Genomic DNA, 16,634 nt, shown 5'->3' with positions numbered 1-16,634 from the left:
CGTGCGTTCATTGTTCTGGCGAATCCTGGCCAGTTTCTGGCTGGCCATTGCCCTGGTGGCAGGTTTATCCATTCTGCTGGGGCATATGCTCAATCAGGACGCCTGGATTCTCAGCCGCCACCCGGGCCTCAACAATCTGCCGCAAACCTGGTCCGAGCTTTACGAAAACCAGGGCGAAGCGGCATCCCAGGATTACCTGCAAGGCCTCAAGCGGCGTTATCACATTGATGTGCAGGTGCTTAACGACGCCGGTGAAGCGGTGGTCAGTGGCACCTTCCCGGCCCGCGCGGCCGCCTTCGAAGCCCGCCAGCACGATGATCCACGCCAGTTGCCCTGGCGGCGCCTGACCACTGAGTACACCAGCCCGAAAACCGGCGAAACCTATCTGCTGATCTATCGAATCCCTCACCCCGAACTCGACGCCTGGCACCGGCAAAGCCTGCTCTGGCCATTCAGCGCCCTAGGCATCGCCCTGGTGGTACTGACCCTGTTCAGCCTGTTGGTGACCCTGTCCATTACCCGCCCCCTCAATCGCTTGCGGGGCGCGGTACATGATCTCGGGCTGACGGTTTATCAACAGAACAGCCTGGCGCAACTGGCCAACCGCCGCGACGAATTCGGCGTACTGGCCACCGATTTCAACCGTATGGGCGCACGCCTGCAAAGCCTGATCGGCAGCCAGCGCCAGCTATTACGTGATGTGTCCCATGAACTGCGCTCGCCGCTGGCGCGGCTGCGGATCGCCCTGGCCCTGGCCGAGCGGGCGGAACCGGCAGAACGCGAGAAGCTGTGGCCACGCCTGGCCCGGGAATGTGATCGCCTGGAAGCACTGATCAGCGAGATCCTCGCCCTGGCCCGTCTCGATGCCACGGTGGGTAATCCCGAGCCGGTGGATGTGCGCGGCATGCTTGAGCACTTGCAGGGCGAAGCGCAGTTCAACGATGAGGGGCAGGATATCCACGTCTATATCGAGGACAACCTGGCATTGCACGGCTGGCCGGACATGCTCGAACGCGCCATGGACAATCTGCTGCGCAACGCCCTGCGCTTCAACCCGCCGGGTGCGCGTATAGAAATGCAGGCCTGCCGTGTCGGCGACCGGGCGCAACTCAGCGTGCGCGACCATGGCACCGGTGTGGCGCCGGAACATCTAGCGCAACTGGGTGAGCCGTTCTATCGCGCCCCGGACCAGACCGCGCCGGGCCATGGCCTCGGCCTGGCCATCGCCAAACGCGCGGCGGAACGCCATGGCGGTCATCTGACGCTGCAAAACCATCCCGAAGGTGGTTTCCTCGCCTGCCTGGATCTGCCGTTGGAACCAGTGATGCCAACGATGAATTGATATCAGCCCTGCCAGGCGCTGACAACGGTCGCCACATCCACCTTGGGCGCTTCCCGAGGTGGATTCTGCGGCGTCCCCAGATAAAGAAACGCCACCACTTCTTCATCCGCCTTCAGCCCCAGACCCTTGGCCACATGGCCTGCGTAGGCCAGCTCCCCAGTCCGCCAGACCGCACCGACACCCATGGCATAAGCCGCCAGCAGCACGCCGTGGGCGGCACAGGCGGCCGTCAGCAACTGCTCCTTCTTCGGCACTTTGAAGTGCTCCTGCAAGGACGCGATCACCACTACAACCAACGGTGCCCGCAGCGGACCCAGGCGCGCCTTGTCGAGCATCTGCTCGGTGACCTCACCACCACTCTGCTGCAAGGCTTCGGCAAGCAAGTCACCCATGCGCTCACGGGCCGGACCTTCCACCGTCAGAAAACGATACGGACGCAACATGCCATGATCCGGCGCGCGCAATGCCGCACCAAACAACACTTCGCGCTGCGCAGCATCCGGGGCCGGCTCGACCAGACGGGGCACCGAAACACGATTGAGCAAAACGTCGACAGCCTGCATCGGCTTTCTCCTTGGAAAAATGATTCAACATTCTAAAAGCAATAACATCTCGGCAAGGGAATTACTTATCTCGGGGTCTGGGCGAAAAGTCGGGAGCGATGGTCAGGCAAGGCAAAAACAGGCGAGGAAGCGGAGTTTAGGCCCCTAAATCAGCATTATCCGCTACGCGCCCCCTTCGGGCCGTCCTTCGGACGTTCTCCTTTCAGTCGTCCGAGCCTGTTTTTAACGCAGCATGGTGCGCGTAGCGCCGAAGGCGCCCAGCCTGCAGCCACTTTTCGTCCGAGCCCGGCTGGCTAATCGCCGTCGGTTTACACTCTAATAGGCACAGGTAGAATGGCGCCCTTTCTTCATTCCAGTCAGAGCGACTTCATGGCGTTGCCGACCCTTCGAATCATCGGTTTCATCATCGGCATCTTCCTGATCACCCTGGCCATCGCCATGGTCGTGCCGATCGCCACCCTGGTGATCTTCGATCATCTGGACGACCTGCGCTCGTTTCTCTGGTCCAGCGTGCTGACCTTCCTCGCCGGTATGGCGCTGATCATCCCTGGCCGCCCGGAGCACGTGCATCTGCGCCCGCGGGACATGTACATGCTGACGGTGTCCAGCTGGATCGTGGTCTGCGTGTTCGCCGCCCTGCCGTTCCTGCTGACCCAGCACATGAGCTTCACCGACTCGTTTTTCGAAAGCATGTCGGGCATCACGGCCACCGGTTCTACGGTGATCAGCGGCCTGGACAGCATCTCGCCGGGCATCCTGATCTGGCGCTCGCTGTTGCACTGGCTGGGCGGCATCGGCTTTATCGGCATGGCGGTGGCGATTCTGCCACTGCTGCGTATCGGTGGCATGCGCCTGTTCCAGACTGAATCTTCCGACCGCTCGGAGAAGGTCATGCCGCGCTCGCACATGGTCGCCAAGTTCATTGTGTTGACTTATGTCGGTCTCACGGCACTGGGCAGCCTGGCGTTCTGGGCGGCGGGTATGAGCCTGTTCGACGCGATCAACCACGCCATGTCGGCCATTGCCACTGGCGGTTTCTCCACATCGGATCAGTCCCTGGCCAAATGGCCGCAACCGGCGGTGCATTGGGTGGCGATCGTGGTGATGATCCTCGGCAGCCTGCCGTTCACCCTGTACGTCGCCACGTTGCGTGGCAATCGCAAGGCATTGATTCGCGATGAACAGGTGCGCGGCCTGATCGGCCTGCTGCTGGCAACCTGGCTGGTAATGACCCTGTGGTACTGGAGCACCACCGATCTGCCCTGGTACGACGCCTTGCGCCACGTCGCGCTGAACGTTACCTCGGTTGTGACCACCACCGGCTTCGCTCTGGGCGACTACAGCCTGTGGGGCAATTTCGCCCTGATGTTCTTCTTCTATCTGGGCTTTATCGGCGGCTGCTCCGGCTCGACGGCTGGCGGAGTGAAGGTGTTTCGCTTCCAGGTGGCCTATATCCTGCTCAAGGCCAACCTCAATCAGCTGATTCACCCCCGCGCGGTGATCCGCCAGAACTACAACGGCCACCGTCTGGATGATGAAATCGTCCGTTCGATCCTGACCTTTTCGTTCTTCTTCACCATCACCATCTGCGGTATCGCCCTGGCTTTGGCGTTGCTGGGCCTGGACTGGATGACCGCCCTGACCGGCGCGGCCAGCACCGTGTCCGGCGTCGGCCCCGGCCTGGGCGAGACCATCGGCCCGGCGGGTAACTTCTCGACGCTGCCGGACGCGGCCAAATGGATACTGTCCGGCGGCATGCTGCTGGGACGCCTGGAGATCATTACGGTGCTGGTGCTATGCGTACCGGCATTCTGGCGTCATTGACAGCATGAATGGCCGATAAAACCCATGGCGGCAGAGGGCCCGACGGCAATAGACTGAAAGCCTCGTCACCCTTTGCGGGAGTCATCATGGACAACGTCAGACAGTTCAGCCGTTTTGCCGACTTCTACCCGTATTACCTGGCCGAACACAACAACAGCACCTGTAGGCGCCTGCACTTTGTCGGCACCAGCCTGGTGATTTTCCTGCTGGCGTTCGGTATCGGCAGCGGCCGCTGGAGCCTGCTGTGGCTGGTGCCCCTGGCAGGCTACGGTTTTGCCTGGGCTGGCCATTTCTTCTTCGAGAAGAATCGCCCGGCAACCTTTCAGCATCCGTTCTACAGCCTGCTGGGCGATTTCGTGATGTATCGCGATATTTTGCTGGGCAAAGTCAGTCTCTGATCCGGATCAGTTGACCGGCTCAGCCACTTCGGCCTGCTCTTCCTGCAAGCGGGCCTTTTCGCGCTGATGGGCATCGGCCAGACGGAACAGCTCGATGCTGCCGTCCAGATGCTCGATCAGCGCGGTACAGGACTCGACCCAGTCGCCGCAGTTAAGGTATTCCACCCCGCCCACCTGACGAATCTCGGCATGGTGGATATGCCCACAGACCACGCCATCCAGACCGCGCTTCACGCACTCGTGGGCGATGGCTTCTTCGAAGTCGCTGATGAAACTGACCGCTGTCTTGACCTTATGCTTGAGGTACGCCGACAGCGACCAGTAGCCATAACCGTACTTGGCACGCCAGTGGTTGAGCCAACGATTCAGGGTCAGGGTGAACTCGTAGGCCGAATCGCCGAGGAAGGCCAGCCAGCGGTGATAGCGGGTGATCACATCGAACTGGTCGCCGTGGATGACCAGCAACTTGCGGCCATCGGCAGTCTGGTGAATGGCTTCGTCCACCAGCTGGATATTGCCCAGGATCAGCTTGGAGTAGCGGCGCAGGAATTCATCGTGGTTGCCGGTAACGTAGATCACCTCGGTGCCGCGCTTGCTCATGGTCAGCAGGCGGCGAATCACGTTGGTATGGGCCTGGGGCCAGTACATGCCGCTGCGCAGTTTCCAGCCGTCGATAATGTCACCGACCAGATAGACCTTGTCTGCCTGATAGCCCTTGAGAAAGGTCGAAAGATGCTCGGCCTGGCAATCGCGAGTGCCCAGGTGAACATCGGAAATCCATAAGGTCCGCACATGTTGCTTGCGGCTGGGTTTGGCGAGTTGGGCACTGGTCATGGTCGTCAACCTCCGACTGGGTTTTGACGATAGTGCGTGCTGCCGGTTAATTGAAAATGACGATGGCGTGGCAATGTTGTGACAAGCATTGCGCAACGCCACCTGTGGGACCGGCTTTAGCCGGGAAGGCGTACGAGGGGATCAAAAAGATGCTGCGGATGTGTCGGCCCTTTCCCGGCTAAAGCCAGTCCCACCAGAATGAATTCCAATTCAGGTAAGGGCGCGTATGGATTCACGCAGGCTTTGCTTCGTTATGCCCCAGGTCCCGCTCCGGGTCGATCACGTCGCGTACCCGTTGCTTGAGTACCTTGGCCTCAGGGAAACCGCCATCGGCCTTGCGCTCCCAGATCTGGGTGCCGTCGCAGGTGATGCGGAAGATTCCGCCGGTGCCCGGCTCCAGGGACACCTTGCCGAGGTCATCGGCAAAGGTGCTCAGCAGTTCCTGGGCCAGCCAGGCTGCCCGCAGCAGCCACTGGCACTGGGTGCAGTAGGTAATGACGACTTCGGGGCGCGCAGCGGACATATCAATCAAGCCCCTTGAGCATCTCGAAGGCGGCCTGCTGATGGGCATCGTCGCCGTTCTCGATCAGCTCCTGAAGAATCAGCCGGGCGCTTTCGATATCGCCGTCATCGATCAGCACCTGAGCTTCATTGAGCTTGCTCAGCGGAGCCTCATCGAGATCCAACAGATCAAAATCAGTCGTGTCATCCATAAAGCCGTCGAGGAAATCATCGTCCAGAGGATCGCTATCGGCCTGGACGATCGGCTCAGGTATCACTTCAGGCTCGGAAAAATCGTCCTCAGGTTCAGAGAAATCGCTGAGGAACTGCTCTTCCTGCATCTCGAACACTTCCGGCAGCTGTGTCAGGTTCGAGGCGAAGCCTGGATCCTCCTCCTCTGGCTGAGCCGTCTCCTGCTTGCGCGAACGCGGGGTATCAAATGGATCGACCAGATCCCAGTCGGCATCCATGGACAGGTCGTCCAGATTCAACTGGAACTCATCCTCGGCAGGCGCCGCAGGTGCCTTGACCAGGGTTGGCTTGACCACCGCCGCCGTTACCGCAGCCGCTGCGACTGCCGCGACAACCGGCGCCACAGGAGCGGCAGGAGCCGGGGGCTCGGCTTTTTTCAGCTGTGGATAACGCCCGCGAATCTCCGCGACCTTCTCAGGATCCAGGCCCTGCTCGATGAAATTCTGCTCTTGGGCCGTAAAACCGCTGGCATCACCCTGCTCGGCGAGCAGTTCAAGAATCTTGGCGCGAATATCCATGCGCTCCGGCTGCTTATCCAGAGCATCGCGCAGAATGCCCAAGGCCTCGGTAAAGCGGCCGTAAGCGATATAGATATTGACCCCGTCAAGGGCATCCGGCGGCGCACTGGCCGGGCGTGGCGCAGGGGGTGCCTGCGGCCGGATCGGGGCAACAACCGGCGCGACGGTACGTGGGGCGGATACACCTGGCACGTCGAGAATAACCGGGGTCGGACCGATATCGTCCGGCATTGGCTCGTCGTAATCGTCATCGTCCAGCTCCTTCTGCCGCTTACGGCGCATGGAGTAGACCAGGCCCAACAGCAACAGCAGGATCAGCAAGGCGCCCAGCAAGATCGGCTGGCTGATAAAGGAATCATCGGCAACAGGTGTTGGTGCAGAGGTTGCCACTGGCGCGGGAGCAGGCGCTGCAACCGGAGTCGGCGCGACAGGTGTCACCGGTGCTACTGCCACCGGCTGAGCAGGTGCACTTTTGAGCTCGGCCAGCTGGGTTTCCAGGGTGACGATTTCCTTGTCCTTGCCGCTCAATTGCCCCTTGAGATCATCGACCTCATGGTTCAGTTGTTGATTTTCCACCGTCGCACCGGCCAACTGTTGTGCGCTGGTCGGCGCTGCGGCAGCAGTCGTTGGCGAAGCAGCGTTGGCGGGCGCAGTCGCGCCGGTCGCTACAGAAGCCGCAGCGGTTGGAGTAACCGGGGCAACGCTCGGCAGGACAGCCGCATCAGGCAGCAACAGGTTTTGACCGACTTTCAGATCCTTGGTATTGCCAGCGGGGAACGCCTGGGGGTTGAGGGCCTTGATGCCCGTGGCCAGCTCATCAGCGGACATCTTCGAATCCGTGCCATGCAAGCGCCGGGCAATCGAACCCAGGTTGTCGCCTGCCACCACGACGTAATGCTTGCTCTGTACCGCTGGTGGTGGCGCTACTGGCATGCGCGAACCGCCGGTCTGGGCGATCGACTCGCGGTTACGCCCCTGAAGCGCCGCACGGCCTGCCGGGGTAGTCGCCGGATCGAGCAGCAAGGTGTACTCATGCAGCAAGTCGCCATTAGGGCGTGACAACTGCACAAGGAAATTCAGGAAAGGTTCGGTAACCGGCTTGCTCGACACCACATGAATGACGCCGTGGTTGCCATGAATGATCGGCGTGAAGCGCAAGTCATTGAGGAAGAACACTCGCTCGACACCCGCGCGGGTGAAGGCTTCCGGCGTTGCCAGCTTGGCGATGACATCTTCTTCGTTCAGGCCACCGGTCTCGACCAGATCGATATCTGCATCCAGCGGCTGGTTCAGCGCGGAATGCAGGGTGATATCACCCAGTCCCAAGGCAGACGCCATCGCCGGATACAACATGGAAGCCGAAGCGATGAGCAATGCCATCAACCCGCCACGTACACCGGGCATCGTGCGCCGCAGCGCAGCCGGCACGACGGCCTCAGAACTCTTCAGCATACGAACCCTTATGGAAACCAAAGCAGACTTCTCGGCATATTCAATTTTTCGGACCGCCTCTGACGATCCCGGACCAGAGCCTGTACAAAAAGTTGGCGAGCGGCGGCCACTTTCCGTACAGGGCCTGACAAGTATGATGGCAGATCCGGCAATATGCTCGCGCTATGATTTTTCCAGATTGGCCAGGATACGGGTGTGCACGCTCATGCACAGCCGCAGATCCTCTTCGCTGATGCCTTCGAACAATTCCACACGCAGGGCTGTGGCAATGGCCTCGATCTTTTGGATCAAGGGGCGAGCGGTATCGCAAAGGACAATCTTCTTCGCCCGACGGTCCTCGAGCACCGCCTGACGCAAGACCAGGCCCTGCGCTTCAAGGCTGTCAAGCAAGCGTGCCAAGGTAGGTCCTTCGACACCGACGCTTTGCGCCAGCTCGCGCTGGGTCGGCGGCGAGGTGAACCGGGCCAGATGCAGCAGCACCAGCCAGCGGGCCTGGGACAGCCCCAGGTCAGCCAGACGGCGATCCAGCTCGGCGCGCCAGCCACGGGACATATGGGCCAGCTGCATTCCGAAGCGGTGTTCATTGTTCAAGGGCATAACCAACTCATGATCGAAACTAATTATTAGTCAGCTAATCATGGAGCCTGAGGCGAGGCAAGCTCTATTCAGACCTCGAATTCGGACTGCAAAGCGGCGCGCACACAATAGAGAACGCCTTCGGGCACTCGGCCGGTGAATTGCTCGGCAATAGCGGCGACCGGAGGCAACTCGCCCTCGCCGTCCAGGAAGGCGTCCTGAATCTCGCCGAGCAGGTCTTCGGGCAGATCCAGGGCCTGCTCCACCGACAATTGCTGCTTGCCAATCGCCTCGGCCAGCAGGGTATAGACGTTCTTTTCAGTGCACTGCAACTGACCCGCAATCTGCGCCGGGGTCATGCCTGCACGGGCCAGACTGATCAGCTCATGGCGGATATCGGCCACGACTTTCGGCGCCGGGGCCGTGCCGCCGAGCACTTCCAGGAAGGCTTCGCCATAGCGTTCCAGCTTGCGTGCACCAACACCGCTGACACGGCCCATTTCGGCCATGTTGCCGGGCTTGCTGCGCAACATTTCCAGCAGGGTTGAGTCGGGGAAGATGACGTAAGGCGGCACGCCGTGCTCTTCGGCCAGCTTGCGCCGCAGGGCACGCAGGGCTTCCCACTCTTCGCGCTCGTCGCCGCGCACCAGTTGGCTGGCCGGGCTGCCGGAGCTGCTCTTGGCCACGGTCTGCGGCTTAAGGTCGCGGCGCAACTCCAGCGTGACTTCGCCGCGCAGCAGCGGCCGACATGTATCGCTCAGACGCAGGCCGCCGTAGCCTTCCAGATCGATATCGGCCAGGCCCCGCGCGACCAGTTGGCGGAACAGCGAGCGCCATTCGCTCTCTGCACGGGCCTTGCCGACGCCGAACACCGACAGATGCTGATGGCCGAAACTGCGCACTTTGTCGTTTTCCTTGCCCAACAGCACGTCCACCAGATGGCCGACGCCGTAGCGCTGGCCAGTGCGGTAAATAGCCGAAAGCGCCTGACGCGCAGGTTCGGTGGCGTCCCAGGTCTGCACGCCGTCGACACAGTTGTCGCAGTGGCCGCACGGCTCGGGCATATCTTCGTCGAAATAAGCCAGCAGGGTCTGGCGACGGCAGCGGGTTTCTTCGCACAGGGCGAGCATCGCGTCGAGCTTGTGTTGCTCCAGACGCTTGTGACGCTCGTCGCCTTCAGAGTTCTGCAGCATCTGCTTGAGCATGACCACATCTTGAAGGCCGTAAGCCATCCAGGCATCGGCGGGCAGGCCGTCACGACCGGCGCGACCGGTTTCCTGATAGTAGGCTTCCAGGGACTTGGGCAGGTCCAGGTGCGCGACAAAACGCACGTTGGGCTTGTCGATGCCCATGCCGAAGGCGATGGTGGCGACCATGATCAAGCCTTCCTCATTAAGGAAGCGCCTCTGATTGTGGGCACGGGTTTCGGCAGGCAGGCCAGCATGATAAGGCAGCGCCGGGTAGCCGTTTTCACTGAGAAACACGGCGACTTCGTCGACTTTCTTGCGCGACAGGCAGTAGACGATCCCGGCATCGCTGCGCCGCTCGGAGAGGAACGCCAGCAGCTGTTTGCGTGGCTGCTCCTTGGGCACGATGCGGTAAAAAATGTTCGGCCGGTCAAAGCTGGACAGAAAGCGCTCGGCGTTCTGCAGATGCAGGCGCGTAACGATTTCTTCCCGGGTACGCTTGTCGGCGGTGGCGGTCAGGGCAATGCGCGGAACGTTGGGGAATAGCTCGGCCAACTGGCCCAGTTGCAGATATTCCGGGCGGAAATCATGGCCCCACTGAGAAACGCAGTGGGCTTCGTCGATGGCGAACAGGGCGATTTGCAGGTTCTGCAGGAAGGCCAGCATGCGCGGCTGGACCAGGCGCTCGGGGGCCAGGTAGAGCATCTTGACCTCGCCGAGACGAATCCGGTTGGCCAGGTCGCGCTGTTGCTCGGCGCTGAGGGTGGAATTCAGCGCTGCCGCTGCCACACCCAGTTCATCAAGGGTCGCGACCTGATCGTCCATCAGCGCGATCAGCGGCGAGACCACTACGCACAAGCCTTCACGCAACAGGCCTGGCACCTGGAAGCACAGCGACTTGCCGCCGCCTGTAGGCATCAGTACCAACGCATCACCACCGCTGGCTACGCGCTCGATGATCGCACCCTGGCGACCCCGGAAGCTGTCGTAACCAAAGATGTCCTTGAGGACGCGTTGAGCCTGTTCGAGCATAAAAACCCCAGATTGTCCTGCCAACCGCATACCGCGACTTGAAGCGCGGCAGTATACCCGACCACCTGCGGCCATTGGGCGGTGCGGACATGAGCGGTCGAAATTAACTGCCACAGGCCTTGGCGCTGGCATCTGTGGCGCTCAGGGCCTAGAATTCAGCATCGTTTATTACCTCAGGTAACCCCTCAATGTCCTTTGCTGAGCAACTCACCCGCCTGCAAGTCTTCCTCGATGCCGATGAGCTGCACGATGAAGCGCTGGACTACGTGGCCGCTCATGGCTACCTGACCGCGTTGTCGATCTGCTCCGAATCGGTCCCTGAACGTGAATGGATCGACGCCCTGTTCGCCGAGCCGCCGCACTACAGCAGTGATGCTCAGCGCGAAGAGATCGAAGCCACCCTGATCCAGTTGCAGGCCCATATCGCCCGCCAGTTGGCCTCGGACGATGAATTCGAACTGCCGTGCGACCTGGATCTGGGCGATGACCCGGATGATTCCGAGCTGCGTGGCTGGTGCATCGGCTTCATGGAAGGCGTGTTCCTGCGTGAGTCGGTCTGGTTCGAGAACGACGAAGAAGAAGTCAGCGAAATGCTCCTGCCGATCATGGTCGGTTCCGGCCTGTTCGACGAGCAACCCGAGTTCGCCGACATCGCCGCCGATGCCAATCTGATGGATGACATGATTGTGCAGATCCCGGAAGCCCTGACCGCGCTGTATCTGCTGCTGCACGCGCCGGACGAAAAACCGGCGATCCTCAAGCCACGTCACCACTGATCGGGCGCCTGCGCTGATCAGATGCTACGCCTCATCCTCGCCGGCATTGGCTGGCTGAGCGTCGCACTGGGTGTCATCGGGATATTTCTCCCGGTGCTGCCCACGACGCCCTTTCTCCTCCTCGCCGCCGCCTGCTTCGCCCGCAGCTCTCCGCGCTTCTACGCCTGGCTGGTCAATCACCGGTATCTCGGGCCATGGATTCGTGACTATCTGGAAGGCAACGGTATCCCGCTCAAGGGCAAGGTCTACGCCATTGGCCTGATGTGGCTGAGTATCGGGTTTTCCTGCTACCTGGTGCGCCGTCCGTGGGCCCAGGGGTTCATGCTGACCAGCGCGGTGCTGGTGAGCATTTATATTTTGCGGCAGAAGACCCGCAAGGTCTGAGACGTCCCTGTGGGAGCAGGCTTGCCGCGAAGGGCCACACCCTGCTCCCACAAATAAAGCGGCGCCTTTGTATCAATGGGAAAACAACGAGTTCCCCACTTTGCCCGCCATCTTCTCCGGCTTGATCAGGAAACGCGCCAACGCTGGCAGCAGCCACAAGGCGCCGAACATGTTCCACAGCAGCATGAAGGTCAGCATCAGGCCCATGTCGGCCTGGAACTTGATAGCCGAGAAGATCCAGGTGCAGACACCGATGGCCAGGCACAGCCCGGTGAACAGCACGGCCTTGCCGGTGGACTTGAGGGTTTCGTAGTAAGCCTCTTGCAACGGCAGACCGGCACGCAGGAAGGTTTCCAGGCGGCTGTAGATATAGATGCCGTAGTCCACGCCAATACCCACGCCCAGCGCCACTACCGGCAGGGTCGCCACCTTGACGCCGATGCCCATGAACGCCATCAGCGCGTTACCCAGCACCGAAGTCAGCACCAGCGGCAGAACAATGCACAAGGTTGCAGCCCAGGAGCGGAACGTGATCATGCACATGCCCGCCACGCAGAGGTAGACCAGGATCAGGATAGTCAGCTCGGCCTGTTTGATCACTTCGTTGGTCGCCGCTTCGATCCCCGCATTACCCGCCGCCAGGAGGAATTGCAGGCCGTCGCGGTTGTTGTCCTTGGCGAAGTCCTGCACCGCATGCACCGCACGATCCAGAGTCTCGGCCTTGTGATCGTTGAGGAACACCAGCAGTGGCGCCAGCGAGCAATCGTTGTTGTACAGGCCATCGGCGCGGGAAATGGAGCTGTTGAGCACGTCTTTGTTGCGCGACAGCGACTCCCATTTCAGGTTGCCTTCGTTCATGCCCTTGATCATCTGCTTGGACACAGTGACCAGGGAAATCGCCGATTGCACCCCCGGCGTGTTTTCCATTTTCCAGGCCAGCTCGTTGATCGCCGACATGGTCGGATAGGCTGAGCAGCCCTCGCGAGGCGTCTTGACCATGACCACCAGTACATCGGAACTGGTCGAGTAGTTATTGATGATGAAACTGTTGTCCTTGTTGTAGCGCGAATCGGGTCGCAGTTCCGGCGCGCCCTGATCGAGGTCGCCGATTTTCAGGTTATGTCCGTACCAGAGGCCACCACCCAGGGCGATCAAAGACAGGATCACCGAGACACGGGCGACCTTCGGGTTGGCAAAGTTCGACAGCAGACGCCAGAACGGATGCTCGCTGACCGAATCTTTCTTGCTGCGGCGAATGGCCCGACCGCTGATACCGGCGTAGGAAATCGCTACAGGCAGGAGGATCAAGTTGGTGAACACAATGACGGCAACACCGATGGACGCGCCAATCGCCAGCTCGCGAATTACCCCGATATCAATGATAAGCAGGGTAATGAAGCCCACCGCATCGGCCAGAATGGCGATCATGCCGGGCAGGAACAGCTGGCGGAAGGTACGACGGGCCGCCATCAGGGCGTTGTCGGCATCGCTGGATTGCAGGGCGATACCGTTGATCTTCTGCACGCCATGGGAAATGCCGATGGCGAAAATCAGGAACGGGACCAGCATCGAGTACGGGTCCAGGCCGAACCCCACCACATGCATCAGGCCCAGTTGCCAGATCACCGCAATCAGGGTGGTACTGAGCACCGCAATGGTGCTGCGCATGCAGCGGGTGAACCAGACCAGCAGCACCAGGGTGATGACAAAGGCCACCCCGAAGAACATCACCACCATCACCAGACCATCGATCAGGTCACCTACCTTCTTGGCGAAACCGACGATATGCACCTTGATATTGGGGTTCTGCGCTTCGAACTTATCGCGAATCTTTTCTTCCAGTTGATGGGAGAATTTCTGGTAGTCCAGGGCCATCAACTTGCCCTGGTCTTCCGGATCCGGATAGGACTCCAGCAACGGGATATCGACGATGCTGGATTTGAAATCGTTGGCTACCAAACGACCGATCTGGCCTGACTTGAGGACGTTGTTGCGCAATTTGTCGAGACTGGCATCGGAGCCGTCATAGCTCTGGGGAATCACCTCGCCACCGGCAAAGCCCTCCTCCGTCACCTCGGTCCAGCGCACACTCGGGCTCCACAAGGACTTGAGCCCGGAGCGGTCGACCCCGGCGATGTAGAACACTTCGTCGTTGATCTGCCGCAGGGTCTCCATGTACGACTTGGAAAAAATATCGCCGTCGGTGGCCTCCACCGAGATACGCACCGTATTACCCAGGTTCGCCAGATCGTTGCGGTGCTCCATCATGTTCTGGATGAACGGATGAGCGAGGGGGATCATTTTCTCGAAGCTGGTCGATGGCCGTACCAGAGTGGCCTGCCAGAACAGAAAAATACTGACGACCAGACAGATCAGGATCACCGCCGGGCGATTGTTGAAGATCAACCGCTCAAGGAAGGTGGCCTTCTCATCGTGCTGGTGCTGGGTGTGTTGAAGATTGCTCATGCCTGTATTGCCCCGCCTTTGTTCGGTCTTATTGTTGGGTCGTCTCGGCGCCCGTTGGCGAGGTGACGCGAACGCCGCCCTGCCCTACCAGAACCAGGTTGCCCGAAGCGGCCGCCGTGACACCGGACAGGGAGATCCGGTCCGGGCGGTTGAACACCTGGAACGTCAGGCCGTCGTCAGTGCTGCGCAATACCGTGCCGCCATTGCCCACCACCACCAGCGAGCCGTCGGCCAGCAGCGCAGCATTGGACAGGCCGAATTCCAGCGAGCCGCGTTCGCCCTGCAATGGCACAGGCTCCCAGGTGCTGCCGAAATCAGTGGAGCGGAACAGGTTGCCGCGCAAGCCGTAGACCAGCAGCGTGTCGGCCTGGGCGGTGCCGATCGCACCGAACAGCGAGCCCTGATAAGGCCCTTCGAGTTTTTCCCAGGTCTGGCCGTCGTCGGCGGAACGGAACATGGCGCCCGCCTCGCCGACGATGAACAACCCGGCATCCTTGACCTGGGCAATGCCGTTGAGATGGTACTGATCCTCGTTATCGAGGCGGTCGCTGACATCTTGCCAATGCTGGCCACCGTCAGTCGTCGTCATCAGGCTGCCATAGGCGCCGACGGCAAAACCGGTCTGGGCGTCCTTGAACCAGACATCCAGCAGCGGCGCTTCACGCTTGATATCTTCGAACTGCTTGGCCCAGGTCGCGCCACCATCGGTACTGGCAAGAATCTGCGCGTCATGACCGACCGCCCAGCCCTGCTTGTCGTTGACGAAATACACCGAGGTCAGCAACTGCCGGGTCGGCACCTTGGCCTGGACCCAGGTCTTGCCCTGATCGTCGGAGTAGAGGATGTGGCCACGATTGCCGACCACCACCAGGCGCGCGCCAGCATGGACGACATCCAGCAGCAGGTCGCGGGAAGACTTGGTCGACTCGATGGAATAGAGCGCAGCCGCATCGGTAACCGGTGCATCAGCCGCCTGAACCGCATCGGTCAGGGTCAGAGCGAGCAACAGCGTCAGGGCTGTCTTGATCTGGAATGCCAATGGATAACGATTGATCGCAATAACACTGGTACGGGTGTGCCAATTGACAGGCTCACTCATGAAGGTCCCCTTTGTTTATTTTTATCAGGGTGCCGCGAAGCGTCAGAAGCAGTGCAAACGCTCTAGAACAGCTTTCGGAGCGGCTCCATCCTATCCAGCTTTGGAAAGCCATGACAATCGACATGACGTTATCTTTTGTTAAGCGCGAGGCGATGATTGAAGCGTTATCACTGAGATTGATTGAGAACTGTAGCTGGCGGGATGGGATGCCGAATCACATATAAACCACAAACACGGCTAGCAAGAAATTCCGGCAGGCCCTGACACAACAGGATCTGCAGAAGCTGCCGAAGGCTGCGAAGGGGTCTGCCTGATACATCACTTTCGCAGCCTTCGGCGGCTCCTACAAAATCGCATTTCAGTTCAAATGATTTAGGTGCGGGAGCCAGCAAGTTGGCTCCCACGTGCTTCTCTCAGGTTAGAACTGATAGGTCATTGCCACACTGGACAACAACGTACGGCTGGCCTGGGAACCGGCCTTGCCGTCGTACAGATGAGTTTCACCGCTCGGTACATGTCGGGCAAGGACGCTGCCCTTGGCTTCGGCATATACCTGATAGTCAACGCCAGCCCTTAGCGACATCTGTGGGTCGACGCGCCAGGTAAGGCCCAAGGCGAGGCTTTGCATGCGACCCGAGTTGCCGTAGTCGCCGCTGTAGGTCAGGTCGCGCAGGTAGTGGTTATCGAAGGACTTGCCCTTGACCCACTGGCTGTACTTGAAGCGGCTGTCCAGGGTCCAATTCTGCCAGGTGTACACGCCGACCAGGCCAACGTACGGAGTATCGTAGGTTTGCTGATAGCTGATGACTTTGACGTCATCCAGAAACCTTCCTTGCCGGTCGCGATAATCCCCTTTTGAGGAGTACGTGTAACGGCCACCGTTGCTTTCCCAGCCCAGCTGATTGCGTTGATAGCCTGCCATGACACCAAGGGCAAGATTGTCACGCTTGATAGCCCAGGCAGTGGCGGAGACTTCAGCCTGCCAAGCCTTGGTGAGACGAGTATCGGGGTGGGTCGAGTAATGACTCCAGTCATCCTGCTCGTCGTCGAGCCAGTCATAGTCCTTCATATGACTGCTGCCCCCCGCCACACGGGTCCAGCCACCTAAATTCAGGGACAGCCAATTCAGTGGGTGATAGGCCAGGCCAAAATGCAGTGTAGTGGCCTGCTTGATATCCCAATCCAACTGGCTGATTTTCTTGCCATCGTCAGTGTCATAGGCCTTCTCCTCAGCCTTGCCACTCAACAGCCCCATGCCCACGCTCAGCTCAAGATCGCCCACTTGAAACAGCTGCTCACGACTCACCTGTGCATCCGCCAAAATCTGTGGCGCGACTGCGACCAGCCCCAGTAATACCAGTGTTTTCGGTCCGTTCATCAATACGTCCATACCGTTTATTGGATGACGCGCAGAACGGCAAACAGGCCAT

Annotated in this window: 14 protein-coding genes; 5 read left to right on the top strand and 9 right to left on the bottom strand. The window is 60.1% G+C overall.

Annotation, left to right across the window (positions count from 1 at the left end; genetic code table 11):
• Nucleotide 1: 1 nt before the first annotated feature.
• Complete coding sequence (locus AC1Z24_RS08590; RefSeq protein WP_483745286.1) at nt 2–1,342, top strand: sensor histidine kinase; 1,341 nt, start codon at nt 2–4, stop codon at nt 1,340–1,342.
• Nucleotides 1,343–1,344: 2 nt separating this feature from the next.
• Here AC1Z24_RS08590 and AC1Z24_RS08585 read toward each other — a convergent pair whose 3' ends face one another.
• Nucleotides 1,345–1,905 (bottom strand): nitroreductase family protein, encoded by a 561-nt coding sequence (locus tag AC1Z24_RS08585; RefSeq protein ID WP_483745285.1) that lies wholly within the window; start codon nt 1,903–1,905, stop codon nt 1,345–1,347.
• 369 nt (nt 1,906–2,274) lie between these two features.
• Between AC1Z24_RS08585 and AC1Z24_RS08580 the strand changes: the two genes are divergently transcribed.
• Nucleotides 2,275–3,729 (top strand): TrkH family potassium uptake protein, encoded by a 1,455-nt coding sequence (locus AC1Z24_RS08580; RefSeq protein WP_259105770.1) that lies wholly within the window; start codon nt 2,275–2,277, stop codon nt 3,727–3,729.
• Nucleotides 3,730–3,815: 86 nt separating this feature from the next.
• Nucleotides 3,816–4,127 (top strand): Mpo1-like protein, encoded by a 312-nt coding sequence (locus AC1Z24_RS08575; protein ID WP_483745284.1) that lies wholly within the window; start codon nt 3,816–3,818, stop codon nt 4,125–4,127.
• Nucleotides 4,128–4,133: 6 nt separating this feature from the next.
• On the opposite strand, the gene AC1Z24_RS08570 is transcribed toward AC1Z24_RS08575, so the two are convergent.
• The 5 genes from AC1Z24_RS08570 to recQ form a co-directional block, all read right to left on the bottom strand.
• Nucleotides 4,134–4,961, bottom strand: coding sequence for a UDP-2,3-diacylglucosamine diphosphatase (locus AC1Z24_RS08570; protein WP_483745283.1), 828 nt, complete (start codon nt 4,959–4,961; stop codon nt 4,134–4,136).
• 232 nt (nt 4,962–5,193) lie between these two features.
• Nucleotides 5,194–5,484 (bottom strand): Rdx family protein, encoded by a 291-nt coding sequence (locus AC1Z24_RS08565; protein ID WP_483745282.1) that lies wholly within the window; start codon nt 5,482–5,484, stop codon nt 5,194–5,196.
• Nucleotide 5,485: 1 nt separating this feature from the next.
• Nucleotides 5,486–7,684: a motility hub landmark protein FimV gene (locus AC1Z24_RS08560; RefSeq protein WP_483745281.1), complete on the bottom strand. Its 2,199-nt coding sequence runs from the start codon at nt 7,682–7,684 to the stop codon at nt 5,486–5,488.
• Between the two features lie 162 nt (nt 7,685–7,846).
• Entirely contained in the window at nt 7,847–8,281 is a 435-nt protein-coding gene (locus tag AC1Z24_RS08555; protein WP_483745280.1) for a MarR family transcriptional regulator, read from the bottom strand.
• Between the two features lie 68 nt (nt 8,282–8,349).
• Nucleotides 8,350–10,479, bottom strand: coding sequence for a DNA helicase RecQ (recQ, locus tag AC1Z24_RS08550; RefSeq protein WP_259105729.1), 2,130 nt, complete (start codon nt 10,477–10,479; stop codon nt 8,350–8,352).
• Between the two features lie 188 nt (nt 10,480–10,667).
• Here recQ and AC1Z24_RS08545 point away from each other — a divergent pair, with 188 nt between their 5' ends.
• Both AC1Z24_RS08545 and AC1Z24_RS08540 read left to right on the top strand, forming a co-directional pair.
• Complete coding sequence (locus AC1Z24_RS08545; protein ID WP_259105731.1) at nt 10,668–11,255, top strand: YecA family protein; 588 nt, start codon at nt 10,668–10,670, stop codon at nt 11,253–11,255.
• A gap of 21 nt (nt 11,256–11,276) precedes the next feature.
• Nucleotides 11,277–11,639, top strand: coding sequence for a YbaN family protein (locus tag AC1Z24_RS08540; RefSeq protein ID WP_483745279.1), 363 nt, complete (start codon nt 11,277–11,279; stop codon nt 11,637–11,639).
• A 72-nt stretch (nt 11,640–11,711) separates the two neighbouring features.
• Here AC1Z24_RS08540 and AC1Z24_RS08535 read toward each other — a convergent pair whose 3' ends face one another.
• From AC1Z24_RS08535 to AC1Z24_RS08525, 3 genes are all read right to left on the bottom strand, one after another.
• Nucleotides 11,712–14,105 carry an efflux RND transporter permease subunit gene (locus AC1Z24_RS08535; RefSeq protein ID WP_483745278.1) on the bottom strand — a complete coding sequence of 798 codons (2,394 nt, stop codon included), beginning with the start codon at nt 14,103–14,105 and terminating at the stop codon, nt 11,712–11,714.
• Between the two features lie 28 nt (nt 14,106–14,133).
• Nucleotides 14,134–15,204, bottom strand: a complete 1,071-nt coding sequence (locus AC1Z24_RS08530) for a WD40/YVTN/BNR-like repeat-containing protein (RefSeq protein WP_483745277.1) — start codon at nt 15,202–15,204, stop codon at nt 14,134–14,136.
• Nucleotides 15,205–15,622: 418 nt separating this feature from the next.
• Nucleotides 15,623–16,582, bottom strand: a complete 960-nt coding sequence (locus AC1Z24_RS08525; RefSeq protein ID WP_483745276.1) for an omptin family outer membrane protease — start codon at nt 16,580–16,582, stop codon at nt 15,623–15,625.
• Nucleotides 16,583–16,634: the final 52 nt, after the last annotated feature.

This window comes from Pseudomonas sp. JL23 (assembly GCF_056933585.1).
The sequence above is the reverse complement of the archived record's forward strand: the minus strand, read 5'-3'. Positions and strand labels throughout refer to the sequence as shown.